This window comes from Streptomonospora salina (assembly GCF_014204715.1).
Classification (GTDB): Bacteria; Actinomycetota; Actinomycetes; order Streptosporangiales; family Streptosporangiaceae; genus Streptomonospora; species Streptomonospora salina.
Genome location: NZ_JACHLY010000001.1, coordinates 4,787,071 through 4,811,860, shown reverse-complemented (window position 1 = coordinate 4,811,860; position 24,790 = coordinate 4,787,071). Strand labels below are relative to the sequence as shown.

The 24,790-nt window shown below is 72.4% G+C and carries 21 protein-coding genes; 2 read left to right on the top strand and 19 right to left on the bottom strand.

Features of this window, described 5'->3' with window-relative positions:
- Window positions 1-87: 87 nt before the first annotated feature.
- Entirely contained in the window at window positions 88-852 is a 765-nt protein-coding gene (locus tag HNR25_RS21735) for an IclR family transcriptional regulator (protein WP_184638202.1), read from the top strand.
- A 198-nt stretch (window positions 853-1,050) separates the two neighbouring features.
- Here the strand turns inward: HNR25_RS21735 and HNR25_RS21730 are convergent, their stop codons facing one another.
- The 10 genes from HNR25_RS21730 to uvrC form a co-directional block, all read right to left on the bottom strand.
- Complete coding sequence (locus HNR25_RS21730) at window positions 1,051-1,428, bottom strand: RNA polymerase-binding protein RbpA (protein ID WP_312862675.1); 378 nt, start codon at window positions 1,426-1,428, stop codon at window positions 1,051-1,053.
- Window positions 1,429-1,567: 139 nt separating this feature from the next.
- Window positions 1,568-1,804: a preprotein translocase subunit SecG gene (secG, locus tag HNR25_RS21725; protein ID WP_184638198.1), complete on the bottom strand. Its 237-nt coding sequence runs from the start codon at window positions 1,802-1,804 to the stop codon at window positions 1,568-1,570.
- 324 nt (window positions 1,805-2,128) lie between these two features.
- Entirely contained in the window at window positions 2,129-2,905 is a 777-nt protein-coding gene (gene tpiA / locus HNR25_RS21720; RefSeq protein WP_184638196.1) for a triose-phosphate isomerase, read from the bottom strand.
- Window positions 2,906-2,963: 58 nt separating this feature from the next.
- The gene (locus HNR25_RS21715; protein ID WP_184638194.1) at window positions 2,964-4,151 is read right to left on the bottom strand and encodes a phosphoglycerate kinase; all 1,188 of its coding nucleotides are present in this window, start codon (window positions 4,149-4,151) and stop codon (window positions 2,964-2,966) included.
- Between the two features lie 105 nt (window positions 4,152-4,256).
- A complete protein-coding gene (gene gap / locus HNR25_RS21710; protein ID WP_184638192.1) occupies window positions 4,257-5,261 on the bottom strand; it encodes a type I glyceraldehyde-3-phosphate dehydrogenase in 1,005 nt (334 codons plus the stop codon).
- A gap of 354 nt (window positions 5,262-5,615) precedes the next feature.
- Window positions 5,616-6,596, bottom strand: a complete 981-nt coding sequence (whiA, locus tag HNR25_RS21705) for a DNA-binding protein WhiA (RefSeq protein ID WP_184638190.1) — start codon at window positions 6,594-6,596, stop codon at window positions 5,616-5,618.
- A gap of 252 nt (window positions 6,597-6,848) precedes the next feature.
- Window positions 6,849-7,277 carry a DUF488 domain-containing protein gene (locus tag HNR25_RS21700; protein ID WP_184638188.1) on the bottom strand — a complete coding sequence of 143 codons (429 nt, stop codon included), beginning with the start codon at window positions 7,275-7,277 and terminating at the stop codon, window positions 6,849-6,851.
- A gap of 65 nt (window positions 7,278-7,342) precedes the next feature.
- Window positions 7,343-8,371, bottom strand: coding sequence for a gluconeogenesis factor YvcK family protein (locus HNR25_RS21695; protein ID WP_184638186.1), 1,029 nt, complete (start codon window positions 8,369-8,371; stop codon window positions 7,343-7,345).
- Window positions 8,372-8,564: 193 nt separating this feature from the next.
- The gene (rapZ, locus tag HNR25_RS21690; protein ID WP_184638184.1) at window positions 8,565-9,464 is read right to left on the bottom strand and encodes an RNase adapter RapZ; all 900 of its coding nucleotides are present in this window, start codon (window positions 9,462-9,464) and stop codon (window positions 8,565-8,567) included.
- Window positions 9,457-11,562 (bottom strand): excinuclease ABC subunit UvrC, encoded by a 2,106-nt coding sequence (gene uvrC / locus HNR25_RS21685; RefSeq protein WP_184638182.1) that lies wholly within the window; start codon window positions 11,560-11,562, stop codon window positions 9,457-9,459. Before uvrC ends, rapZ begins: the two co-directional genes overlap by 8 nt.
- A gap of 250 nt (window positions 11,563-11,812) precedes the next feature.
- On the opposite strand from uvrC, the gene HNR25_RS21680 reads away from it, so the two are divergent.
- Window positions 11,813-13,006, top strand: coding sequence for a mechanosensitive ion channel family protein (locus tag HNR25_RS21680; protein ID WP_184638180.1), 1,194 nt, complete (start codon window positions 11,813-11,815; stop codon window positions 13,004-13,006).
- A gap of 65 nt (window positions 13,007-13,071) precedes the next feature.
- Here the strand turns inward: HNR25_RS21680 and HNR25_RS21675 are convergent, their stop codons facing one another.
- The 9 genes from HNR25_RS21675 to HNR25_RS21635 all read right to left on the bottom strand — a co-directional run bounded on the left by HNR25_RS21675 (window position 13,072) and on the right by HNR25_RS21635 (window position 24,633).
- On the bottom strand, window positions 13,072-13,500 hold the full coding sequence (locus tag HNR25_RS21675) for a Rieske (2Fe-2S) protein (RefSeq protein ID WP_184639672.1): 429 nt from the start codon (window positions 13,498-13,500) through the stop codon (window positions 13,072-13,074).
- Between the two features lie 123 nt (window positions 13,501-13,623).
- Complete coding sequence (locus HNR25_RS21670) at window positions 13,624-14,322, bottom strand: RDD family protein (protein ID WP_184638178.1); 699 nt, start codon at window positions 14,320-14,322, stop codon at window positions 13,624-13,626.
- Window positions 14,323-14,372: 50 nt separating this feature from the next.
- Window positions 14,373-14,900 (bottom strand): RDD family protein, encoded by a 528-nt coding sequence (locus HNR25_RS21665; RefSeq protein ID WP_184638176.1) that lies wholly within the window; start codon window positions 14,898-14,900, stop codon window positions 14,373-14,375.
- Window positions 14,901-14,947: 47 nt separating this feature from the next.
- Window positions 14,948-17,782: an excinuclease ABC subunit UvrA gene (gene uvrA, locus HNR25_RS21660; RefSeq protein WP_184638174.1), complete on the bottom strand. Its 2,835-nt coding sequence runs from the start codon at window positions 17,780-17,782 to the stop codon at window positions 14,948-14,950.
- Window positions 17,783-18,018: 236 nt separating this feature from the next.
- A complete protein-coding gene (locus tag HNR25_RS21655; protein WP_184638172.1) occupies window positions 18,019-19,062 on the bottom strand; it encodes a TerC family protein in 1,044 nt (347 codons plus the stop codon).
- Window positions 19,063-19,477: 415 nt separating this feature from the next.
- On the bottom strand, window positions 19,478-20,542 hold the full coding sequence (locus HNR25_RS21650; RefSeq protein ID WP_184638170.1) for a copper transporter: 1,065 nt from the start codon (window positions 20,540-20,542) through the stop codon (window positions 19,478-19,480).
- A complete protein-coding gene (gene steA / locus HNR25_RS21645; protein ID WP_184638168.1) occupies window positions 20,539-21,753 on the bottom strand; it encodes a putative cytokinetic ring protein SteA in 1,215 nt (404 codons plus the stop codon). Before steA ends, HNR25_RS21650 begins: the two co-directional genes overlap by 4 nt.
- A 163-nt stretch (window positions 21,754-21,916) precedes the next feature.
- The gene (gene recN, locus HNR25_RS21640; RefSeq protein ID WP_184638166.1) at window positions 21,917-23,617 is read right to left on the bottom strand and encodes a DNA repair protein RecN; all 1,701 of its coding nucleotides are present in this window, start codon (window positions 23,615-23,617) and stop codon (window positions 21,917-21,919) included.
- A gap of 77 nt (window positions 23,618-23,694) precedes the next feature.
- Entirely contained in the window at window positions 23,695-24,633 is a 939-nt protein-coding gene (locus HNR25_RS21635; protein ID WP_184638163.1) for an NAD kinase, read from the bottom strand.
- Between the last annotated feature and the right edge of the window lie 157 nt (window positions 24,634-24,790).

The window sequence follows — 24,790 nt, the reverse complement described above, 5'->3', positions numbered from 1 at the left end:
CGGCTGCAGGTGCACGCGCTGCACCTGCCCGGCGTCGGCGGCGGCGCCTACCGGTGAACGCCGGGCGTCGCGTGCCAGAATCCCTCCATGAGCCACGTCCCCGCAGCCACACGGGCGCTGCGGCTGCTGCGGTTCCTGGCCACCCGGCCGGGCCCGGTCTCGGCGGCGGTAGTGGCCGCCGAACTCGAACTTCCGCGGTCGAGCGTCTACCAGCTGCTGGAAGCTATGGCCGAGGAAGGATTCGTCACCCACCTGCCCGAGGAGCGCCGGTGGGGACTGGGGGTGGCGGCCTTCGAGATCGGGTCGGCCTATCTGCGCCACGGGCCGCTGGAGCGGTTGGCCCGGCCGCTGCTGCGGCGGCTCGTGGAGGAGACGGGAGCGGCGGCGCATCTGGGCGTACTCCACGGCCCGGACACGCTGTACCTGCTCAAGGAGCAACCGCCGCATGCGCCCACGCTCATCACCGGGGTGGGTGTGCGGCTGCCGGCGCACCTGACGGCCTCGGGCCGCGCCCTGATGGCGCATCTGCCCCGCGCCCAGGTGCGCGCGTTGTATCCGACGGCGGCGGCGTTCGTGGACCGCACCGGGCACGGCCCCGCGGGTCCCTCCGAACTCCGCGAGACCCTGTCCCGGGAGCGCCGCTGCGGCTATGCGGTCGAAGAAGGGCAGGTCACCGAAGGTTTCTCCTCGGTCGCGGCGGCGGCCTTCGATCACAACGCCGCACCGGCGGCGGCCATCAGCCTGACGGTGCCCAGCGCGCGCCCGGTCACGGCGGGGGCGCTGGCCGCGGGAGCGCGCGACGCGGCCGCCGACCTGACCCGGCGCCTGGGCGGACGCTCCCCCGAGCCGTAACGAAGCCGCGGCGGACGGACTAGGGCTCGGACGAGTAGCGCCGCCCCGAGGGAAGCGACGGGCGAAGACCTCCCGTCTTCCCGCCGAGGGCGCCGTGCACGGCCTACGGCGGTTCGACCGGCCGGCCCGGAACCGGACCGTCGGGCACCGCACTCCTCCGGCGGGGACCGGACAGCGCCGGGACCCGGCCGCTAGCCGCTAGTTGGCGTCGGCGTTGGCCTTCATGTGGGCTTCGATCTCGGCCCGCTCGGCACGCAGCTTGTCGAGAGCCTCGTCCAGGATGCGCTTGCCCTCTTCTTCGCTGCGCCGTTCCTTCACGTAGGCCAGGTGCGTCTTGTACGGCTCCGTACGCGGGGGCGCCGGGGGGTTCTGCGGGTCCTTGCCGGCGGGGAAGCCGCAGCGGGGGCAGTCCCACTCATGGGGGACGGCGGCCTCGTTCGCGAAGCTCGGCACGACTTCGTGCTTGTTGGCGCAGTAGAACGGAACCCGGACACGCGGCGCGGCCTCGCCGCGCTCGGCCTCGCCCATCGGGCCGGCACCGACGCGGCTGCCACGGATTGCGCTGCCACTACCCACGGAATACTCCATTCGTCGGACAACACGCCCCGGCTCGGGGAAACAGGAATACGGACCGCACGGCGGGAGGGTGCGGCTGGCGCCCGCGCTCGGGCGCGGGCGGAACAACGGGGGGTGGGGAGGGCCGAGGGAAGCGGGGCTAGGCGCCCTGGTTGAGCATCAGCCCGAGAGCCACGATGGCGACGATCCACACCAGGCCGGTGGCGACCGTCAGCCGGTCGAGGTTGCGCTCGACGACGGAGGAACCCCCCAGGGAGGACGTGACGCCGCCCCCGAACAGGTCGGACAGGCCGCCGCCCTTGCCCTTGTGCAGAAGCACCATCAGGATCAGCAGGACGCTGCACAGCATCACGAGGATGGACAGACCGAGGATCACACGCTCACCCGTAACTCGACCCCGAGTGGGGGAATTGACGACTTTGGTCCCCGGGACCGCTCGCTCGCCGAAACGACCGGGTCGGCGGCCGGAGGCGAACGCGGCCGAGGACTCTTCTGGATTCTACCGTGTGCCCTTTGGACACGCGCCCGCCTCGTAGACGGACTCCGCGAATTCTAACCCGCGTGCGGCCCCGACGCGGCCGCTTCCGGTAGCGGATGCGCCCGCACAGCGCAGAATCGGCGGCCGCCCGCGGTTGCGGCGCCCGCACGGACGGCACCGGACCGGGTCGGCCGATGCGCCACCGGCCGACCCGGCGGCGGACTACTCCCGGCCCAGCCGGGCCAGCTTCGTGAACTCCTCGGGCTTGAGGCTCGCGCCGCCCACCAGGGCGCCGTCGACGTCCTCCTGACCCACGATGTCGGCGATGTTGTCGGACTTCACCGAGCCGCCGTAGATGATCCGCACGGCGCCGGCCACCTCGTCGGAGTACAGCTCGCTCAGCCGCCCGCGCAGCGCGCTGCAGACCTCCTGGGCGTCCTCGGGGGTGGCGACCTCGCCGGTGCCGATCGCCCATACCGGCTCGTAGGCCACGACCAGTCGGCCGGCCTGCTCGGCGGTGACGTCCTTGAGCGCGCCTTCGAGCTGTCCGAGCGTGTGCGAGACCTGGTTCCCGGCCTTGCGCACGTCCAGTCCCTCGCCCAGGCAGAGGATCGGGGTGAGGTCGGCGGCGAAGGCGGCCTTCACCTTCGCGTTGACCGCCGAATCGTCCTCCTGGTGATACTCGCGGCGCTCGGAGTGGCCGGCCAGCGCGTAGGTGCAGCCCAGCTTGGCGAGCATGGGCCCGGAGACCTCGCCCGTGAAGGCGCCGTTCTCGTGAGCGGAGACGTCCTGGGCGCCGTAGCCGATGCGCAGCTTGTCGCCCTCGACGAGGGTCTGCACGCTGCGCAGGTTCGTGAAGGGGGGCAGGACGGCGATCTCGGCGGCGTCGAAGTCGGGGTCTTTCAGCGCGAAGGCGAGCTTCTGGACCAGCGCGATGGCTTCGAGATGGTTGTTGTTGAGCTTCCAGTTGCCCGCGATCAGCGGCTTGCGCTCTGCCATGGTGTCTTCCTCAGCTGCAGGGAGGCGCCGGCGGCCCGGGTGGGCCGCCGGCGCGGGGTCAGTCGTCGAGGGCGTCGAGACCCGGCAGGTTCGCGCCCTCCAGGTACTCCAGGCTGGCACCGCCGCCGGTGGAGATGTGCCCGAACGCCGATTCCTCGAAGCCGAGCGCGCGCACCGCCGCCGCGGAGTCGCCGCCGCCCACCACGGTGAAGGCGCCGGAGTCCAGCAGGGCCGCGGCGAGCGCGCGGGTTCCGTGGGAGTAGGGCTCCATCTCGAAGACGCCCATCGGGCCGTTCCAGAACACCGTGCCCGCGTCGGCCAGCTTCGCGGTGAACAGCTCGCGGCTCTTGGGGCCGATGTCCAGGCCCATGCGGTCGGCGGGGATGGCGTCGGCGTCGGCCGGGCCGTGCGGGGCGTCGGCCGAGAACGATTCGGCTGCCACGACGTCGACCGGCAGTACGATCTCCACGCCTTCCTTCTCCGCGCGGTCCAGGTATCCGCGGACGGTCTTGACCTGGTCCTGCTCCAGCAGGCTGGAGCCGACCTCGTAGCCCCGGGCCTTGAGGAAGGTGTAGGCCATGCCGCCGCCGATGATCAGGCGGTCGGCGGTGCCCAGCAGGTTGTCGATGACGCCGAGCTTGTCGGAGACCTTGGAGCCGCCCAGCGCGACCACGTAGGGGCGGGCCGGCTCGCCGGTGAGGGTGCGCAGCACCTCGACCTCGGCCAGCACCAGGCCGCCCACGGCGTGCGGCAGCCGGTCGGGCAGGTCGTAGACGCTGGCGTGCTTGCGGTGCACGGCGCCGAAGCCGTCGCCGACGTACAGGTCGGCCAGCCGGGCCAGCCGGTCGGCGAACTCGCCGCGCTCGGCGTCGTCCTTGCTGGTCTCGCCCGGCTCGAAGCGCAGGTTCTCGATGACGGCGACCTCGCCGTCGGCCAGCGCGTCGGTGGTGGCGCGGGCGGACGCGCCCGCGGTGTCTTCGGCGCAGGCGACCTCCGTGCCCAGCAGCTCGCCCAGGCGCGCGGCGACCGGGCGCAGGGAGTAGGCGGGGTCGGGGGCGCCCTTGGGGCGGCCCAGGTGCGCGGCCACGACCACGCGGGCGCCGCGCTCGCGCAGGGCGCTGATGGTGGGAACGCTCGCGCGGATCCGGCCGTCGTCGGTGATGCGGTCGCCGTCGAGGGGCACGTTGAGATCCGCCCGGACGAACACGCGCTTACCGGAGACGTCGAGGTCCTCGATCGTGCGCATGATGCTCTCCTTCCGCGGGATGCGGACGTGCCGCAGCGGCGCACGGCGCCCCGGCCCGGCGGCCGGGGCGCCGTGCGTGCGTCGGCGCGCCCGGGGGCGTGCGGTCTACAGGCGCGAGCCGACCAGCTTGGCGGCGTCCACCAGGCGGTTGGAGTAGCCCCACTCGTTGTCGTACCAGCCGATGATCTTGACCGTCTTGCCGAAGGCCATGGTCATGCTGGAGTCGAAGGTGCAGGAGGAGGGGTCGCCGACGATGTCGGAGGACACGATCGGGTCCTCGGTGTAGGTCAGCACCTGCTTGAGCTCGCCTTCGGAGGCGGCCTTGAACGCGGCGTTGACCTCGTCGGCGCTGGCCTCGCGCTCCAGCTCGACCACCAGGTCGGTGACCGAGCCGTCGGGCACGGGGACCCGCATCGCGATGCCGTCGAGCTTGCCTTCGAGCTCCGGCAGCACCAGGGAGGTGGCCTTGGCCGCCCCCGTGGTGGTGGGGATGATGTTCTGCGCCGCGGCGCGGGCGCGCCGCAGGTCCTTGTGCGGCAGGTCCAGGATGACCTGGTCGTTGGTGTACGCGTGGGTCGTGGTCATCAGACCCTTGGTGATGCCGAAGTTGTCCAGCAGGGTCTTGGCCATCGGCGCCACGCAGTTGGTGGTGCAGGAGGCGTTGGAGATGACGTGGTGCCGGGCGGGGTCGTAGGTGTCGTCGTTGACGCCCATCACCAGCGTGAGGTCCTCGCCCTTGGCGGGAGCCGAGACGATGACCTTCTTGGCGCCGGCCTGGATGTGCTTCTTGGCGTCCTCGGCCTTGGTGAAGATGCCGGTGGACTCGATGACGACGTCCACGCCCAGGTCGCCCCAGGGAAGCTGAGCCGGGTCGCGCTCAGCGAGCGTCTTGATGGTGGTGTTGCCGACCCGGATGCCGTCGCTGCCGACCTCGACGTCGTCGTCCAGCTTGCCCAGCACGCTGTCGTACTTGAGCAGGTGGGCGAGCGTGGCGTTGTCGGTGAGGTCGTTGACCGCGACGATCTCGACCTCGCTGCCGGCGGCGCGGGCCGCGCGCCAGAAGTTGCGGCCGATCCGGCCGAAACCGTTCACGCCTACACGGATGGTCACGGTAACCAAGCTCCTCACGTATCGGAAGGTACTGCCATCACGGTCGGCCGACAGGGCCGGACCGCGGAAGTCGGGCGCCGGGATGTCGTTTCCGAGCCTATCGCTCCACCCCACCGGTGGCCCGGTGCGGGCCCGGTGCGGGAGGGCCGCGGGGCCTCGGCGCCCGGACCATGCTCGCACCGCCGCCAGCTAAGGTCTAGACCATTTTCCGAAGTTTCCCGGTACGGTCCGACGCTCACAAAACCGCACACTCTCCACCGGTTCCGGGCGACAGGCGCGGAACCGCCGACCGCACCGCACTCCCGGAATCCCGGTCCCGGGCACCGGCACAGCGGGCACGGCCCGCACGGCGGGTCAGGGCACCAGCATGTCCGCGGTCAGGTTCGCGTCCGTGCCGGAGATGCCCTGGTCCACGGCGCGCTTGTCGGCCATGGCCAGCAGGCGGCGGATCCGCCCGGCGATCGCGTCCTTGGTCAGCGGCGGCGACGACAGCTGGCCCAGTTCCTCCAGCGACGCCTGCTTGTGCGCCAGGCGCAGCCGGCCCGCCTCCACCAGGTGGTCGGGGGCTTCCTGGCCGAGGATCTCCAGCGCCCGCTCGACCCGGGCGCCCGCGGCCACCGCGGCCCGGGCGCTGCGGCGCAGGTTGGCGTCGTCGAAGTTGGCCAGCCGGTTGGCCGTCGCACGCACCTCGCGGCGCATCCGGCGCTCCTCCCAGGCCAGCACGCTCTCGTGGGCGCCGAGCATGGTCAGCAGGGCCCCGATCGAGTCGCCGTCGCGCACCACCACCCGGTCGACGCCGCGGACCTCGCGGGCCTTGCCCTGCACCTTCAGCCGCCGCGCGGCACCCACCAAGGCGAGCGCGGCTTCGGGGCCGGGGCAGGTGACCTCCAGCGACATCGAACGGCCCGGCTCGGTCAGCGACCCGTGGGCGATGAAGGCTCCGCGCCAGGCCGACTCGGCGTCGCAGGAGCCCCCGGCGACCACGTGGCGGGGCAGGCCGCGCACCGGGCGGCCGTTGTTGTCGAGCAGACCGGTCTGGCGGGCCAGGCTCTCGCCGTCCTTGATGACCCGCACGACGTAGCGGTTGCCCTTGCGCAGGCCGCTGGGCGACAGCACGACCACCTCGGACTCGTGGCCGAAGACCTCGGAGATGTCCTTGCGCAGCCGGCGCGCCGCAGCGCCGGTGTCGAGCTCGGCCTCTATCACGATGCGGCCGCCGACCAGGTGCAGTCCTCCGGTGAAGCGCAGGATCGTGGAGACTTCGGCCTTGCGGCAACACGGCTTGAGAACGGTCAGCCGGCTCAACTCGTCCTTCACCACGCCGGTCATCGCCATGGACGCCGTCCCCTCGCTACTCGAACTCCACATGCCTGGCGCGGCCCGCCGACCGTGCACTCCGCTCACGAGCCTACTTAACGTGCGAGCAAAGGCCACGCCATCGCCCGCGTGTCCAAACTCCCTGCTCGAAACGGCGCGTCGGGATTTCCGATCCGTGCGGATCTCTACCGAATGCCGCCTCGGCACCGGCCCCGACGAACGCCCGGCCCGCACCGGACGTACGCACCGCCACCGGACCGGTCGGCGCCGCTACTCCCCCGCCCGGTCGGAGTCGGCGGCCGCGTCGGCCCCCTCCGCATCCAGCAGGACGTCGCGCAGCACGAGCGCGTGGTTGCGCTCGGTGTCGCGCGCCCCGTAGAGCAGTGTCACCGGCCCCTCGGCGAGGGCCTCGCGGATGGGGCGCAACGCCTCGGGGCGGTCGGCGAGCTCGGCCCGGTACCGCTCGACGAACCCCTCCCAGCGGTCGGGGTCGGCGTGCAGCCAACGACGCAGTTCGGTACTGGGCGCGGCGTCCTGCAACCAGGCGTCGTAGTGCACCGACGTCTTGCGCACGCCGCGCGGCCACAGCCGGTCGACCAGGAACACCCGCCCGGACGGCGGCTCCTGCCCGAGGGTGTCGCGCACGCGGGCCAGGCGGATGCCGCCGGCGCTCGGGGTGCTTGCGTGCTGCGTGCCCATGTCGGCTGGATGCCCGCTGCCGCGGCGCGCCAACCCCCGAGCCGGGGACGGACGCCCGCACCCCGTCAGCGCGGCGCCGAAACCACTTCGTCGAACGCGGCGGCGAGCAGATCGGGATCGTGGCGCGGCGACCCGTCACCGGAGGCGACGTCGCGCACGACCAGCCTGCCGCCCATCTCCTTGGCGACCTCGCCGACCCGCGTGGTATCGCCGACGACCCCGCTGTCGGCCAGCACCGCGTCGATGCCCAGCCGGGGCGCGTGCGCGGCCAGCACCTCCAGGTAGGTCTCGGGGCGGAAGCCGTCGGTCTCGCCCTTCTGCGGGGAGAGGTTCAACGCGACCATCCGGCGCGCCGGGGTGTCGACCAGAGCCTCGGCGAGCTCGGGCACCAGCAGGTGCGGGAGCACACTGGTGAACCACGACCCCGGCCCGAACACGACCCAGTCGGCCTCGCGCACCGCCTTGACCGCCTGCTGGGACGCCGGGGGCGCCTCGGGCACCAGCGAGATCGACCGCACCCGGCCGCGGGTACCGGCGCAGGCGACCTGCCCGCGCACCGTGCTGATCTCGTACGGGCGCGCGGGGTCGGCGCCTTCGACCTCGGCGACGATGTCCAGCGGCACCGAGGACATCGGCAGCACCCGACCGTGGGCGCCCAGCAGCTGGCCCACCCAGTCCAGCCCGGCCACGGAGTCGCCGAGCAGCTCCCACAGCGCCACGATGAGCAGGTTGCCCACCGCGTGCCCGTGCAGCTCCCCCTCCGAGCGGAACCGGTGCTGGACGACCTCGCTCCAGGTATGGCCCCATTCGTCGTCGCCGCACAGCGCCGCCAGCGCCATGCGCAGGTCACCGGGCGGCAGCACCCCCAGCTCCCTGCGCAACCGGCCGCTGGAACCGCCGTCGTCGGCGACCGTCACGACGGCCGTCACGTCGGTGGTGACCCGGCGCAGCGCCGACAGCGACGCGTGCAGTCCGTGCCCGCCGCCCAGCGCCACGACCCGCGGAGGGCTCGCGCGCTCGGCCTCGTCGGCCGCGGTCCCCGGGACCGCACCGCTTACCGCCCTCCCGCCGCCGGCGGGGATGTTGTCTGCCATGTGCCTCTGCGTACCTCGTGTCCCGGTCTCCAGGGGGCAGCCGCCGACGCTTCCGCCCCGCCCCCGGCGGCGCCGGCGGGGATCGAGCCGATGCTGGGGCGCGGCTCGGGCGCGATCGTGCTCCGCGGTCACCGACCGTACCGCCGCCCCCGCCGGTGCGCCGATCGCCGGGGCGCGGCCCTTCAGCGGCCCGTCACTCCTGGCCGAGGTCGCGGTGCACGACGTGGACCTCCAGCCCCTGCTCGCGCAGGCGCTCGCCGAACCGCTCCGCCATGGCCACGCTGCGGTGCTTGCCTCCGGTGCAGCCCACGGCCAGGGTCATGTAGTGCTTGCCCTCGCGCTGGTAGCCGTCGATCACCAGCCGCAGCACCTCGGCGTAGGAGTCGACCAGCTCCTTGGCCCCGGTCTGGGCCAGCACGTACTCGCGGACCGGGGCGTCGCGGCCGTTCATCGCCCGCAGCTCCGGAATCCAGTGCGGGTTGGGCAGGAAGCGGCAGTCCAGCACCATGTCGGCGTCGACGGGCAGCCCGTGCTTGTAGCCGAACGACACCACGTTGGCGCGCGGACGCTCCTCCTCGGCCTCGCCGAAGAAGCCGATGACCTTGGCTTTGAGCTGGTGGACGTTGAGCTGCGACGTGTCGATGACGAGGTCGGCCGCCCCCCGGATGGCGTGCAGCGTCTCGCGCTCGCGGGCGATTCCGTCGGTGAGCCGGCCGTCGCCCTGCAGCGGGTGCGGCCGGCGCACGCTCTCGAAGCGGCGGACCAGGGTGTCGTCGCCGGCCTCGAGGAAGACCACGCGCACGGTGATCCCGCGCCGCCGCAGCTCCTCGACCGTGGAGAGCAGGTCCTCGGTGAAAGCCATGCTGCGCACGTCGACCACCGCCGCCACGCGGGGGACCGCGCCCTGGGTGCGGCCCGCGAGGTCGATCATCGTCGGCAGCAGTCCCGGAGGCAGGTTGTCGACGACGAACCAGTCCAGGTCCTCCAGTGCGCGCGCGGCGGTGCTGCGGCCGGCGCCGGACATGCCGGTGACGACCACGATCTCGGGCGGGAGCTCCCCGCTGAGGCTGCCGTTGGGCTGGTCGTCACCCATGGTGCTGATCACTTCCGTCTGCCGTGCCGCGTTCCCCGGCGCGGGCGCCGCCCCTGTCATGGTTTCCCTCCCGGTCCTGGCCGGAGAGCCGTGCGTGGATCACGCCGGCGGTGGTCGTGCCGATTCCGGGCACCTGGGCGATCTCCTCCTCCGTCGCCGCCGCCAGCTTCTTGACCGACCCGAAGTGCGTGAGCAGCGCGTTGCGCCGCGCGGGTCCCAGGCCGGGAACGTCGTCCAGGGCGCTTCCGGTGAGCGCCTTGGCGCGCTTCTGGCGGTGGTAGGTGATGGCGAAGCGGTGCGCTTCGTCGCGGACGCGCTGGAGCATGTAGAGCCCTTCGCCCGCCCGGGGCAGGATGACCGGGTCCTCGTCGTCGGGCAGCCACACCTCTTCCAGCCGCTTCGCCAGTCCGCACACCGCGATGTCGTCGATACCGAGCTCGTCCAAGGCGCGCCGTGCGGCCTGCACCTGGGGCCGGCCGCCGTCGACCACTACCAGGTTAGGAGGGTAGGCGAACTTGGCGGACCCCTGGGCCTCGGGGGCGGCGGATCCGCTCCCGCCTCCGGCGCCGGGCTCCGGCTCCCCGGCGGACGCGGCGTCCTCCCCCGTCTCGGCGCCCATCCGGTCGAGCTCGCCGGTGCGGCGGCTCTCCTCCAGGTAGCGGGAGAACCGGCGCTTGACGACCTCGTACATCGAGGCGACGTCGTCGTGTTCGGCGCCCTGGGCGCGCCCCGAACCGCGGATGCTGAAGCGGCGGTACTCCGGCTTGCGTGCCAGACCGTCCTCGAACACCACCATCGACGCCACCACGTTCTCGCCCATGAGGGTGGAGACGTCGAAGCACTCGATGCGCAGCGGAGCCTCATCCAGCCCCAGGGCCTCCTGGATCTCGCTCAGCGCCCGGCTGCGCGTGGTGAGGTCGCCGGCGCGCTGGGTCTTGTGCCGGGCCAGCGCCTGGTCGGCGTTCTTGGCGACGGTCTCCATCAGCGTCTTCTTGTCGCCGCGCTGGGGCACCCGCAGGTCGACGGAGGAACCGCGGCGCTCGCTGAGCCAGGCGACCACGGCGTCGCGGTCGGCCGGCTCGGCCGAGACCAGTACCTCGCGGGGGACGGCCGACCCGGTCGCACCCCCGTCATCGGCGGGTTCGGTTCCCGGTCCGCCGCCGTCGCCGCCGTAGGCCTGGGCCAGGAACCGCTCGACGAGCTCGCCGGTCCCGACGTCCTCGACCTTGTCGACGACCCAGCCCCGCTGGCCGCGGATGCGCCCGCCGCGCACGTAGAAAACCTGGGCGGCGGCCTCCAACTGGTCCTCGGACAGGGCGATGACGTCGCAGTCGGTGGCCTCGCCCAGCACGACCGACTGCTTCTCCAAGGCGGTGCGCAGCGCCTGGATGTCGTCGCGCATGCGCGCGGCCCGCTCGTACTCCTGATCGGCGGCCGCGTCGCGCATGCGCTGCTCCAGCGTGCGGATGAACCGGCCGGTGTCGCCGGCCATGAAGGAGCAGAAGTCCTCGGCGAGTCTGCGGTGCTCGTCGGCGTCGATGCGGCCCACGCACGGCGCCGAGCACTTGTCGATGTAGCCCAGCAGGCAGGGCCGGCCGGCGTTGCGGGCGCTGCGGTAGACGCCGGCCGAGCACGTGCGCACCGGGAATACGCGCAGCAGGAGGTCGACGGTCTCGCGGATCGCCCAGGCGTGGCCGTACGGGCCGAAGTAGCGCACGCCCTTGCGCTTGGCGCCGCGCATCACCTGGACGCGGGGGACCTCCTCGTTCATGGTGACCGCGAGGTAGGGGTAGCTCTTGTCGTCGCGGTACTTGACGTTGAACCGGGGGTCGTACTCCTTGATCCAGGAGTACTCCAGCTGGAGGGCCTCGACCTCGGTTCCCACGACGGTCCAGTCGACGTCGGCGGCGGTGGAGACCATGGTCTGGGTGCGCGGGTGCAGCGCCGCGAAGTCCTGGAAGTAGGAGGACAGCCGCGCGCGCAGGTTCTTCGCCTTGCCAACGTAGATGACCCGCCCATGGGAGTCGCGGAACCGGTAGACCCCCGGAGAGGTGGGGATCGAGCCGGGACGGGGCCGCAGATGGGGTTGGGCTGGCATACCTCCATTGTGGTCGGCCGGGCGGGTGCTCGGCCACTCGACCGGCGGTCCGCGACCGCCGCGCAGCGACCGAAATCCCGTATACGCCCCGCCCTGTGCCGATCCCGAGGCGCGGCGCCTAGGCTGTGGCCGGATTCCGACATCATGCGCCCATGGGTTGAATCACTCGGCAAACGTCACGATTCGGTATCCGTATACCCTACGTTGGGCTGGTACTGACCGTGCTTTCTGAATCGAGGGGGCTGCTCCCGTGAGCTTCATGCAGTGGCTCGGGATCGGCGCGGCCGTCCTGGTCGCGGCGCTCATCGTCATGGTGGCGCACTGGCTGCTCACCCACCAGCTCACGAAAGTCTCGCCGATCGCCCGGCCGCTGGTGCGGCACTGCCGGTTCTCGGCCTACGCGGCCGCCTCGGTCATCGCTATCAACGTCGCCCTGCCCGCCCGGCAGGACATGGCCGACCGCGCGCTGTTCCCGGTGGTCGACCACTTCATGACGATCCTGATGATCGCGACCATGACGTGGTTCGCGCTGGGCGTGGCCTATGCCGTGACCGACACGGTGCTGGACCGGCTCTCCTCCAACAGCGACGACGACGACCACCACTCGCGGCGTCTGCAGACCCAAGTCCGGCTGCTGCGGCGCATCGCCGCCAGCATCATCGGCGTCATCGCCACGGCCGCGATCCTGTTCACCTTCCCCGCGGTCCAAGGGCTGGGCGCCGGGCTGCTGGCTTCGGCCGGCCTGCTGTCGGTCGTGGCGGGCATAGCGGCGCAGTCCACCCTCGGAAACATCTTCGCCGGCCTCCAACTGGCGTTCAGCAACGCCCTGCGCATCAACGACGTCATCGTCTTCCAGAGCGATTGGGGACGCGTCGAGGAGCTCAGCCTCACCATGGTCACCGTCCGTATGTGGGACGAGCGCCGCCTGATCGTACCGGTCTCCTACTTCGCCACCACGCCCTTCGAGAACTGGACCAAGCACGGCGCCTCCATCACCGGCTGGGTGCTGTTCCAGGTCGACTGGGAGGCACCCATCGGCGGGATCCGCGAGGAAGTCGGCGCCTACGTCGCCCACCACCCCCTGTGGGACGGCCGCCGCTGGTCGCTGCAGGCCACCGACATCCGCGACGACGGCATCGTCGAGCTGCGGGCGGTGGTCACCACCGCCGACTCCGACGCCCGCTGGGACCTCTGCTGCGACCTGCGGGAGCACTTGATCACCTACATCAACGAGCAGATGCCCCAGGCGCTGCCGCGGCGCCGCACCGAGTTCCTGGCCACCGGCGGTCCGGCCGGCAGCCAGGACCCCTGTGCGACGGTTCTCCCCGGGTCGGCGGTACGGCGGGGCGCTTACGCGGAGCGCGCCGGCTCCCCCGGACCCGACGGCTCTCTGGCGACCGGCGGCGAAGGCGGGTCCCGCGACGGCGACTCCGGCGACGGCTGAGGGGCCGGGGTATCCGGCGCCACGGTGGCCGGGTGCCCGTCGGCCGCTGCGGCGGCCGGGAAGGGCTAGGCTCCCGCCGCACCGCCCGTCGCGGGGTCGTCGTCGAGCACGATGTCGGTGCCGTCGACGGTGACGGACAGCTCCTCCAGCGGGCGGTTCGCGGGCCCGCTGCGCACCTCGCCGGTGGCGATGTCGAACTCGCTGCCGTGGCACAGGCAGTTGACGGTGGTCTCGACCTCCTGGACGGTGCAGCCGGCGTGGGTGCATACGGCGCTGAAGGCCTTGAAGTCGCCCTCCTCGGGCTGGGTGACCACGAGTTTGCCGTCGGTCACCACACTCCCGCCGCCCACCGGGATGTCGGAGGTCTGGGCCACCACGGTTCCCCGCAGCGCGTCGTGGGGTTCCGGGCCCTCGTCCGGCGATCCGCAGGCGGCCGCCCCCAGCGCGGCGGCCCCCGCGGCCCCCGCGGCGCCGATCAGCCGGCGCCGGCTGATCCGGCAGGCGCAGTCGAGCCCCCCGCACATGGCACCGCTCCTCTCCGCTACGGTCTTCATTACTACGAACTGTAGTACGCAGGGGCGGGTGCTCCGTCCCCGCCCCGGGTGCCGCAGGCGGACTCAGCCGGTGTGCACCACGACGGTGCCGCCGAGCTTGTCGTGCAGTCCCTGGCGGTAGGGCCGGTCCCACAGCGGCAACAGCACGCACGGCACCAGCAGCAGCATCCATAGCAGCACCGCCCAGCCCGGACTCGCCGAAGCCAGGCCGGCCAGGTTGAACAGCGCGGCCCGGGCGGCCATCGCCGCCACCGGGATCGGTCCCGGGCACCCGGCCGCGCTCACGGGCGCGACCTCCAGCTTCAGCAGGTGCTTGCCCAGGGTGCGGCGCCACCGCTGCACGCACACGGTCTCGTAGGCCACGAACAGGGCGAAGAACGCGATCCCGTAGACGATGGAGGCGTTGCGCCCGACCGCGTCGCTGCTCTCGCCCAGCCACTGCGCCCCCGCCCACACCAGGGAGATCAGCAGGGCGACGAGGGTCACGGGAACGCCGACCGCCAGCCCGTCGATCGCGCGAGCGGCGGCGCGCTCCCACCATCGGGCCGGCCGGCGTGCCCCGGGGCCGGAGCCCGACGCACCGGACGGGTCCGAGGGGCCCGGCGACGGAGCGGCCGAAGGCCGGTAGGGCGGAGAGGGCGGCGGGCCTGCCGCGCCCGGCTCTCCGTACGGGGACGGCGGCCCGTCGGGCCGGTACGGCGGCGGCTGCCGCGCTTGCCCGGACCCGGCGGCGTCGCCCTCCCAGGGCGGGGGGAGACTCATCGGGTTCCATACCTCCTCGCGTCGGCCGACGCCGACGGGACGCCCCGACCCTACCGGCCGGAAGCCCCGCCCCGGTCGGGTCCCGTGCCGCTGACGACGGCGGTCCCGCCCGCCTTGTCGTGCAGTCCGCGGCGACGCGGCCGGTCGAAGAACGCGGAGATCACCGCGTAGACGGACACCATCAGCGCCAGGAAGCTCGCGATCGGCACGAAGTTCAGCAGCACCGAGACGTAGAGGACCACCGAGCGCTTGAGCACCGCAGCGGCTCCGGCCCGGGCGGCGCCGGCCGGCGGATCGGCGGGCACCACCCGCAACCCGAGGTAGAGCTTGCCGGGGGTGGCGCCGTAGAGGGCCGTGAACACGGTCTCGTAGGCGAGGTAGATCGCGAACAGCCCGACCGAGAGCACCAGCGCGGGCAGCGTCGCCAGGCGCAGCGGGTCCTCGGTACCGGGCAGGGCGTTGAACACCAGTGCCGAGAACAGCATCGCGATGCCGCCGAGCACGACGAGATCGATCAGCCGGGCGGCGACCCGCCGCCCGAATCCGGCCGGGCGCTCGACGGGGGTGTCGGCACTCATGGGCAACTCCTCGGCAACGGGTACGCCGACGCTCGGCGCTGGGAGGACTATACGAGCTTCGCGAGGAAACGCCCGGTATAGGAGTCCGTATCTCGGGCGACCTCCTCCGGCGTTCCGGCGGTGACGACGTCGCCGCCGTGCGCACCGCCCTCGGGCCCCATGTCGATGATGTAGTCGGCGGTCTTGACGACGTCGAGGTTGTGCTCGATGACGACGACCGTGTTGCCGCCTTCGGCCAGCCGGTCGAGCACCCCCAGCAGCTTGCGGATGTCCTCGAAGTGCAGCCCGGTGGTGGGTTCGTCGAGCACGTAGACCGTGCGGCCGGTGGAGCGCCGCTGCAGCTCGCTGGCCAGCTTCACGCGCTGGGCCTCGCCCCCCGACAGCGTCGTCGCGGGCTGGCCCAGGCGCACGTATCCCAGTCCGACCTCGTTGAGGGTCTGCATGTGCCGCCGGATCGCCGTGATGGGTTCGAAGAAGTCCAGGGCCTCCTCGATGGGCATGTTCAGCACCTCGGCGATGGACTTGCCCTTGTAGTGGACGTCCAGCGTCTCGCGGTTGTAGCGGGCGCCGTGGCAGACCTCGCAGGGCACGTACACGTCGGGCAGGAACTGCATCTCGATGCGGATCGTGCCCTCTCCGGCGCAGGCTTCGCAGCGGCCGCCCTTGATGTTGAAGGAGAACCTGCCCTGCTGGTAGCCGCGCATCTTGGCCTCGGCGGTCTGGGCGAACAGCTTGCGGATGTGGTCGAAGACCCCGGTGTAGGTGGCGGGATTGGACCGCGGGGTGCGCCCGATGGGGCTCTGGTCGACGTGCACGATCTTGTCGACCTGGTTGAGGCCGTTGACGCGGGTGTGGCGGCCGGGCACCGCCCGCGCGCCGTGCAGCTCCTTGGCCAGAGCCTTGTACAGGATCTCGTTGACCAGGGTGGACTTGCCCGATCCCGAGACGCCGGTGACCGCGGTGAACACGCCCAGCGGGAAGGAGACGTCGATGTCGTGCAGGTTGTTCTCACGGGCGCCCTTGACCACCAGCTCGCGTCCCTTGACCCGGGGGCGGCGCGTCGCGGGAAGTTCGATACGGCGCGTGCCGGTGAGGTAGTCGCCGGTGACGGAGGACGAACTGCTCAGCAGATCGTCGACGGTACCCGAGACGACCACCTCGCCGCCGTGCTCGCCGGCGCCGGGGCCGATGTCGACGACCCAGTCGGCCGAGCGGATCGTGTCTTCGTCGTGCTCGACCACGATGAGGGTGTTGCCGATGTCGCGCAGCCGCCGCAACGTCTCCAGCAGCCGGAAGTTGTCGCGCTGGTGCAGGCCGATGGAGGGCTCGTCGAGCACGTAGAGCACGCCGACCAGCCCGGAGCCGATCTGGGTGGCCAGCCGGATGCGCTGGGCCTCGCCGCCCGACAGCGACCCGGCGGGCCGCTCCAGGCTCAGGTAGTGCAGGCCCACGTCCAGCAGGAAGCCCATCCGCGCGTTGATCTCCTTGAGCACCTGGGCGGCGATGACCTGCTCGCGGTCGGTGAGCTGGAGATCGCGCAGGAAGCCGGCGCACTCGCTCAGCGAGAGCGCGCTGACGTCGGCGATGGAGGAGCCGCCCACGGTCACGGCGAGCACGACGGGCTTGAGGCGGCGGCCCTCGCAGGCGGGGCAGGGCACGCTGCGCATGTAGCCTTCGAAGCGCTCGCGCCCGGTGTCGCTCTCGCTCTCGGTGTGGCGGCGCTTCACCCACGGGATGACGCCTTCGAACGAGGTGTAGTAGGAGCGGGTTCGGCCGAAGCGGTTGCGGTAGCGCACGTGCACCTGGGTGTCGTGGCCGTTGAGCAGCGCCGTGCGCGCGGACTTGGGCAGCCGCTCCCACGGAGTGTCCATGTCGAAGCCGAGGGCGTCGCCCACCGCCTTGACCAGCCGCCCGAAGTACTCCATGGCGTGGCCGTTGGCCCAGACGGCGATGGCGCCCTCGTTGAGGGTCTTGGCGGGGTCGGGCACCAGCAGCTCGGGGTCGACCTCCATGCGGGTGCCCAGGCCCGCGCAGTCGGGGCAGGCGCCGTAGGGCGAGTTGAACGAGAACGAGCGCGGCTCCAACTCCTCGAAGGAGAGGTCGTCGTAGGGGCAGTACAGGTGCTCGGAGAACACCTTCTCGCGCTCGGACGTGCCCTCGGCCTCGTCGACGAAGTCGAGCACGATGGTGCCGCCGGCCAGCGGCAGCGCGGTCTCCACCGAGTCCGTCAGCCGCTTCTTCGCCGATTCCTTCACGGTGAGCCGGTCGACGACCACCGAGATGTCGTGCTTCTCGTACTTCTTCAGCGTGGGCGCCTCGTCCAGGCGCACCATCGCGCCGTCGACCATGGCGCGGGTGAAGCCCTTGGTCTGCAGGTCCTTGAACAGTTCGACGTACTCGCCCTTGCGCCCGCGCACGACCGGCGCCAGCACCTGGAACCGGGTGCCCTCGGGCAGTTCCAGCACCCGGTCGACGATCTGCTGAGGGGTCTGCCGGGCGATCTCCCGGCGGCAGCGGGGGCAGTGCGGGACGCCGATGCGCGCCCACAGCAGCCGCAGGTAGTCGTAGACCTCGGTGATGGTGCCCACGGTGGAGCGGGGGTTGCGGCTGGTGGACTTCTGGTCGATGGAGACCGCCGGCGAGAGCCCTTCGAGGAAGTCGACGTCGGGCTTGTCCATCTGGCCGAGGAACTGGCGGGCGTAGGCCGACAGCGACTCCACGTAGCGGCGCTGGCCCTCGGCGAAGATGGTGTCGAAGGCCAGCGAGGACTTGCCCGACCCGGACAGCCCGGTGAACACGATCATGGAGTCGCGCGGGAGGTCGACCTTCACGTCTTTGAGGTTGTGCTCCCGGGCCCCCCGGACCACCAGCTCGTCGGCCATGTGTTTCTCACCCTTCGGCATCGAGGTCGCGCGTGCGGCGGCGCGCGGAGGGGTCCGGTCCGGCGGGGGCGCGCCGCCTGCCGGCGAGGAATGCGGCCGCACCTCGGGCGCACCTGGATCCGGACCCGTAACGGTAACGATCCGGCGCCGGGGAAACTTCCGTATCCGCCACCGCCGCCCCCGGCCGCGAACGGCCGAGGGCAACCACTATAAACGAACATCCGTTCGACCGGTGGTCACTCCGCAGGAGCGTCCGACGCGAGTTCCCCCGATTCCCCCGATTCGCCGGACCCCCCGGAGGACTCGTCCGCGCGGCCGCCGCCGCGGAACCGCAGCAGGCTCGCGACGACCGTGACGGTCATCACCCCGATGATCACACCGAGCGAGAGTCCGATGCCGATCTCGGGAACCGGGACGTGGTTCTCGTGCAGGGCGTGCAGGACCATCTTCACGCCGATGAACACCATGACGGCGGCCAGGCCCCAGCTGATGTAAGCGAGCCGGTCCATCAGTCCCGCCAGCAGGAAGTAGAGCTGGCGCAGCCCCAGCAGTGCGAACGCGTTGGCGGTGAACACGAGGTAGGGGTCCTGGGTGAGGCCGAAGATGGCCGGGATGCTGTCGACGGCGAACATCAGGTCGGTCACGCCGATGGCCACGATCACCATGAGCATGGGGGTGACGTAGCGGCGCCCGTGCTGCACGACCGTCAGCCGCGCACCGTGGTATTCCTCGGTGACCGGCCAGAACCTGCGCACCGTCCGGACGGCGAAGCTGTCGCTGAAGTCCTTCTCGTCGTCGGTGCCCTTGATGTGGTCGCGCACGATCTTGACGGCGGTGTAGATCAGCAGCGCGCCGAAAGCGTAGAACACCTCGCTGAACGCGTTGATCATCTGCGCGCCGACGGCGATGAAGGCACCGCGCATCACCAGCGCGATCACGATCCCCACCAGCAGCACCTCGTGCTGGTAGCGCTTCGGAACCGCGAACGCGGTCATGATCAGGTAGAACACGAAGAGGTTGTCGACGCTGAGGCTCTTCTCGGTGAGGAACCCGGCGAAGTACTCTCCCGCGACGGCGGTCCCGCCGAAATACCACACGCCCAGGCCGAACGCGACGGCGATACCGATGTAGAAGACGGCCCACCAGGCGGCCTGCTTCATCCCGAATTCGCGGGGACCGGACTTCTTGCTCCACGGGTGGTCGACGATGGCGAGGTCGACGGCCAGGACGGCCACCATCGCGCCGATCGTGGTGAGCCAAATCCACAGGGGTATATCCACAGATCACTCCTCCGGTTGCCGTGCCCGCACCACAGGGCGCTGCGGACACACGCGCCTCCGGAGGTCTTTCCCGCCCGTGCCGGACGCCCTGGAAGCGGGCCCGGCCGGGCCGACGGCACCGGGTGCGTCTGGGCGCACCGTGATGACGACACCGCCGCGTCAGGGATACTCCCCTCGCTCAGTACCGAAAGGCCCAACGCGCGGGCAGGCGCGAAGGTTCCCGGTCACCCTCCATACTGCCACCACCGAGACTTCTCCGTAACCTCCCGCCCCTGCGATACGTGTCCCACCCGCCGCCCGCTCCCCGGAACCGCCCAGGGTCCGGCGCGCCCCGCTCCCCGGGTCCCGCACCGGCCACCTGGAATGCCGGGGCCGTCCAGGCGGCCGGTCCGCGGGGCGCGGCCCTGGCGGCGTACTACGGCTCCCGCTGCTCCTCGTCGGCGGAGTCGGCGGCGTCGGCGCCCGCCGAGGCGTCGGACGACGGCGCGGGCAGGAACGCGTCGGCGCCTTCGGCGACGCCGTAGGCCCCGCTGCCGCCCTCGGCCGCATGGGCCACCGCAAGGGCTGCGGCGATGTCGCCGGCGTCCCCGCCGGCGGCGTCGACGGTGCTGTAGCCGCCTCCGGCGGCGCGGGCCCGGTGGACGAGGCCGCCGGGCCGGGCGGAGGACGGTCCGCCGACCAGCACGGTCGCATCGGCGACCGCGTGCAGCGCACCCGCCGTATCCAGCATGATCCGCGCCGGGGCGGGTTCCGCTCCCCCGGAGGGCGGGGTGCCGCCGCCGGCTTCGGTTCCGGTTCCGGCTTCGGTTCCGGTTCCGAACGGCTCGGCCGGTGCGAGCACCACCACGGCGTCGGCGGCGCCGGCCGCGTCGGCGGGCTCACCGTCGAGGCCGAGCATGCCCGCTTCCGCGAAGCCCGCAAGGGCGGCCGCGGCGTCGAATCCGGCGTCGCCGTCCGCGTCTTCCCCGCCGGGTCCTTCTCCGGCGGGCCGTAGCAGGGCCCGGCCCAGCAGGGCTCCGGCCCGGTCATGGGCACTGCCCCGGGGCAGTCCGGTGCCGGTGGCGAGCTGGTCGGCCAGCTCGCGCACGAACGCGTCCTCACCGGGGTCGAGGTAGGTGTCGGTGAGCCGCAGTCGCGCGGCGACGGTCCCGCCGGCCTGCCGGATGCGCGCGGCGAGCCCTTCACGCATCCGCCGGTCGGCGCCGGGGGCCTCCACCACGGCGACGGCGACCCCGTCGAGGCGATCGCTCAGGATCCGGTCGGCGTAGGCGTCGGCGAGCGCGTCGCCGCCGGCGCCCAAGCGGACGGCGGCGTCCTTCTCGGCGCGCAGGCGCTCGGTGCCGGGCCTGCTCTGTTCGGCGGCGCCGGCCTGCGAGCTCGGCAGGGCCCGGTGCAGCAGGGCGCCGCCCAAGGCGATGCCGACCGCCAACGCGAGGAAGACGGCGATGACGGACACCAGGTGGAAGCGGAAGTCGATCACGTGAACAGCCCCGTGAGCCGGTAGGCGAAATCAGCGAGCAGATCCCACCGCTTCGTCAGAAGGGCGGCGTACTCGGCCCCGGCGGGTGAGCTGAGGGCGGCCAGCACGACGACCACCAGGGCGGCGCCGGCCAGCGCGAGCAGCGACCACGGGGAGAGCCGCCTGCGGTGGAGGCGGGCGGCGGCTTCGGCGTCGACGAGTTTGCCGCCCACACGCAGCCGGGTCAGGAAGGCGCCGGCCATGCCGACACGGCCCCGGTCCAAAAACTCCTCCAAGGCGGACCGGGCGCCCGCGACCACGATGACCGAAGCCCCGGCCGCGTCGGCGAGCAGGATCGCGGCGTCCTCGCCGCTGCCGGCGCCCCGGAACGCGGCAGCGTCCCGGCCGAGCTCGCGCACCCGTTTGAGTCCGGGGGCGCGCCCGTCGCGGTCGGCGTGGACGACGAGCTCGGCGCCGCCGCTCAGCGCCCGGTCGCCGACGCCGTCGAAGTCCCCGACGACGACGGCGGGCCGGAATCCGGCCTCGACCAGCGCGTCGGCGCCGCCGTCGACGCCGATCAGCACCGGCCGGAACTCGCGGATGTAGGGGCGCAGCGCGACGAGGTCCTCGCGGTGGCGACGGCTGCGGACGGCGACGAGGACGTGGCGGCCCTCCATCGGCGTGCGGACGGCGGGGATGCCGACGCCGTCGAAGAGCAGGTCGTGTTCGTGCCGCAGGTATTCGGCGGTGTTGGCCGCGAACGCCTCAAGCTGGGCCGAGATCCCGGTACGGGCGGCGTCCATCGCGGCCGCGACGCTCTCGGGCGTCTGCGGCGTGCCGGTGGCCAGCACGCTCTCGCCCCGCAGGAGGGCGCCCCCGTCCAGGGTCAGCCGCTCGCCCTCGTGCACGCGGGCGAAGACCTCCGGGTCCACGTCGTCGACGAGGGGGACGCCGGCCTCGACGATGAGCTGCGGGCCGAGGTTGGGATAGCGGCCGCTGATACTGACCGCGGTGTTGAGTACGGCGGCGACCTCGCGCTCCAGCAGGGCCTCGGCACTGGAGCGGTCGAGGTCGACGTGGTCGATGACGGCGATGTCGCCCGGGCGCAGCCTCTTGGCGAGGCTCCGGCTGCGCCGGTCGCTCCGGACGGGCGCGGTCACACCGGTGGATCCGCCGCCTCGCGCACGGCCGAACCGGGACAGGCGGGCGCCGAGCGCCTCCGGGACCTTCATCGGCAGCATTCTGCCGGGGCGTGGCCGGGAATGCGAGCCTGCCGGACACTCGGCGTGTCGCTCCGGTCGCACACGGCGACCGGCGGGCCCCGGGGTTCCGGACCCTCCCCGGCGGGCGCCCCGCCGGAGCGCAGGCTCCGGCACTCCGTGAAAGCACTACATATCAGGCGCCCCGGTCTGCGGAGGCGATCGTGAGCAGCTCCTCGGCGTGGGCGCGACCGAGTTCGGAATCCTCCAGACCGGCCAGCATCCGCGACAGCTCGCGGGTGCGCCCGTCCCGGTCGAGGCGGGTGACGCCGCTCTCGGTGACGGTTCCCTCGCTGGACTTCTCCACCACCAGGTGGGCGTCGGCGAACGCGGCGACCTGCGGCAGGTGGGTGACCACGACGACCTGGGAGCTGCGGGCCAGCCGGGCCAGGCGGCGCCCGATCTCGACCGCGGCCTTGCCGCCGACGCCCGCGTCGACCTCGTCGAAGATGAAGGTGGGCACCGGGTCGGCGCCCGCGAAGACCACCTCGATGGCGAGCATGACACGGGACAGCTCGCCGCCCGAGGCGCCCTTGTTCAGCGGCAGCGGCGGAGCGCTGGGGTGGGGGGCCAGCAGCACCTCCACGTCGTCGCGGCCGTGCGGACCGAACTCCTCGCCGGTCGTGATCTTGACGTCGACCCGGGCGTGGGGCATGGCCAGCGCGGTGAGCTCGTCGGTGACCGCGGATCCGAACTCTTCGGCGGCACGGCTGCGCAGCCCGGTCAGTTCGTCGGCGAGTCCGGCCAGTTGCTCGCGGAGCTCGGACTCCTCGGAGCGCAGCTCCTCGATGCGCTCGTCGTCGCCGTCGAGCTCGGCCAGGCGCTTGGCGGCGTTCTCCGACCAGGCCAGCACGTCGTCGGTGGTTTCGCCGTACTTGCGGGAAAGCTGGGTGAGCAGTGCGCGGCGCTCCTGGACCGCGGCCAGGCGGGCCGGATCGGCCTCGACCGATTCGGCGTAGGAAGCCAACTCCGTAGCGGCGTCGCTGATCACGTAGCTGGCTTCGTCCAGGCGGTCGGAGACCGCGGCGAGTGCGCCGTCGTGCTCGCGCACCGCGGTGAGGGACTGGCGCGCGGCGGCCAGCAGCCCCACGACGTCGGCCTGGATCTCGGCGGCGGGGTCGCCGGTGAGCGCCTCGTGGGCGGTCGTGGCCGCCATCCGCAGGGAGTCGGCGTGGGCCAGGCGCGTCTCCTCGGCCAGCAGCTCGGCGTCCTCGCCGGAGACGGGTTCCGCAGCGGCGATCTCCTCGACGCCGAAGCGCAGCATGTCGGCTTCCTGGGTGCGCTCGCGCGCCTGGGTGACCAGCTCGTCCAGGGACGCGGCGACCTCGCGGTGCCGGCGGTACGCCGAGGTGTAGGAACGCAGCGCACGGGCGAACGGCTCGCCCGCGTAGCGGTCGAGGGCGGCGCGCTGGCGGTCGGGGCGCAGCAGCCGGTGCTGGTCGGACTGGCCGTGCACCGCGATGAGATCGTCGGCGAGGTGGGACAGCACGCTCACCGGAGTCGACTTGCCGCCCAGGGTCGCCCGGGAGCGCCCTTCCGCCGAGACGCTGCGGTTCAGGATGAGGACGTCGTCGTCCAGCTCGCCGCCGGCCTCGGCGACGCGGTCGGCCACGCGGCCCTCGGTGGGCACGGTCAGGCGGCCCTCGACTGTTGCGCGGTCGGAGCCGGGGCGGACCCGCTGCGGGTCGGCACGGCCGCCGAAGAGCAGCCCCAGCCCGGTCACCACCATGGTCTTTCCAGCGCCGGTCTCACCGGTGACGACGGTGAGACCGGGCGACAGCTCCAGGACGGCGTCGTCGATGACGCCGAGACCCCGGATGCCGACTTCTTCGAGCACCGAATCCTCTCCTGCTCACCATTGACGTGCTTGCGGTGCGGACGCTCTCGGGCGAGGCGCCCCGTCCACGCGTTCGGCTAGGCGTCGGGCTCCGAGCGCCCGCGCCAGCCCGCGACCGGCAAGGCGAACTTGGCCACCAGCCGGTCGGTGAACGGCGCCCGCTGCAGGCGCGCGAGGCGCACCGGAAGATCTGCGCGGGTCACCTCGATTCGCGCCCCCGCGGGCAATTCGACCATACGGCGTCCATCGCACCAGAGCACGCCTGCCGTGGTCGCTGGAACGATCTCGCAGGCCACGGTGGCGTCGGGAGAGACCACTATCGGACGGGCGAACAGCGCGTGGGCGCTGATCGGCACCAGCACGAGCGCCTCGACCTCCGGCCAGACGATGGGGCCGCCGGCGGAGAAGGCGTGGGCGGTCGAACCGGTAGGGGTGGCGCAGACCACGCCGTCACACCCCCACCGGGACAGCGGACGGCCGTCGATCTCCAGAACCATGTCCAGCATCCGCCGGGCGTTGGCCTTCTCCAGCGTGGCCTCGTTGAGCGCCCATGTGCGCACCGGCGGCGCGGTGGCGTTGCGGCCGCCGTTGTAGACCGCGATGTCGAGGGTCATCCGCTCCTCGACCTCGTAGTCGCGGTCGACGACGCTGCGCACCGTGGCGCCGAGGTCTTCGCGCTCGGCTTCGGCGAGGAAGCCCACGTGGCCGAGATTGACCCCCAGCAGCGGGGCTCCGGCGGGGCGGGCGATCTCGGCGGCGCGCAACAGGGTGCCGTCGCCGCCCAGGACCATCACCAGCTCGACCCCTTCGGCGGCGTCGACGCCGCCCACGGCCTCGACCGGGTCGAGGTCGCAGCCGGCGAGTTTCAGCTCGTCGACCTCCGAAGCCAGCATCCGCACGGTCAGCCCCGCGTCGGTCAGGCTGCGGTGAACCAGCTGGGCGCTGCGCGTGGCCGCAGGACGGCCGGTGTGGGCCAGCAGCAGCACGCTGCGTCCGTCCGGTCCGGAGCTGGTCATCGGGTCTCCTCAACTTCGCCTGGCAACACCGCGCTGACTGCCGGCGGCGCAGGCGTGCCACGGCGCGATCGGCGGTGCGGAACCCGCGGCACCGGCGCACACCGGCCGAGTCACGCTACCCGTCACACGAGAGCGTGTCCCACAACGACGTTATCCA

What these genes read in the sequence shown, in the direction of transcription:
- uvrA (WP_184638174.1), bottom strand. Translation starts at nt 17,782, where the DNA reads ATGGCCGACGAGCTGGTGGTCCGGGGGGCCCGGGAGCACAACCTCAAA.
- HNR25_RS21700 (WP_184638188.1), bottom strand. Translation starts at nt 7,277, where the DNA reads ATGGGCACGCAGCACGCAAGCACCCCGAGCGCCGGCGGCATCCGCCTG.
- HNR25_RS21635 (WP_184638163.1), bottom strand. Translation starts at nt 24,633, where the DNA reads ATGACCAGCTCCGGACCGGACGGACGCAGCGTGCTGCTGCTGGCCCAC.
- HNR25_RS21735 (WP_184638202.1), top strand. Translation starts at nt 88, where the DNA reads ATGAGCCACGTCCCCGCAGCCACACGGGCGCTGCGGCTGCTGCGGTTC.
- HNR25_RS21665 (WP_184638176.1), bottom strand. Translation starts at nt 14,900, where the DNA reads ATGAGTGCCGACACCCCCGTCGAGCGCCCGGCCGGATTCGGGCGGCGG.
- HNR25_RS21715 (WP_184638194.1), bottom strand. Translation starts at nt 4,151, where the DNA reads ATGCGCACGATCGAGGACCTCGACGTCTCCGGTAAGCGCGTGTTCGTC.
- HNR25_RS21695 (WP_184638186.1), bottom strand. Translation starts at nt 8,371, where the DNA reads ATGGCAGACAACATCCCCGCCGGCGGCGGGAGGGCGGTAAGCGGTGCG.
- tpiA (WP_184638196.1), bottom strand. Translation starts at nt 2,905, where the DNA reads ATGGCAGAGCGCAAGCCGCTGATCGCGGGCAACTGGAAGCTCAACAAC.
- rapZ (WP_184638184.1), bottom strand. Translation starts at nt 9,464, where the DNA reads ATGGGTGACGACCAGCCCAACGGCAGCCTCAGCGGGGAGCTCCCGCCC.
- uvrC (WP_184638182.1), bottom strand. Translation starts at nt 11,562, where the DNA reads ATGCCAGCCCAACCCCATCTGCGGCCCCGTCCCGGCTCGATCCCCACC.
- whiA (WP_184638190.1), bottom strand. Translation starts at nt 6,596, where the DNA reads ATGGCGATGACCGGCGTGGTGAAGGACGAGTTGAGCCGGCTGACCGTT.
- HNR25_RS21670 (WP_184638178.1), bottom strand. Translation starts at nt 14,322, where the DNA reads ATGAGTCTCCCCCCGCCCTGGGAGGGCGACGCCGCCGGGTCCGGGCAA.
- steA (WP_184638168.1), bottom strand. Translation starts at nt 21,753, where the DNA reads ATGAAGGTCCCGGAGGCGCTCGGCGCCCGCCTGTCCCGGTTCGGCCGT.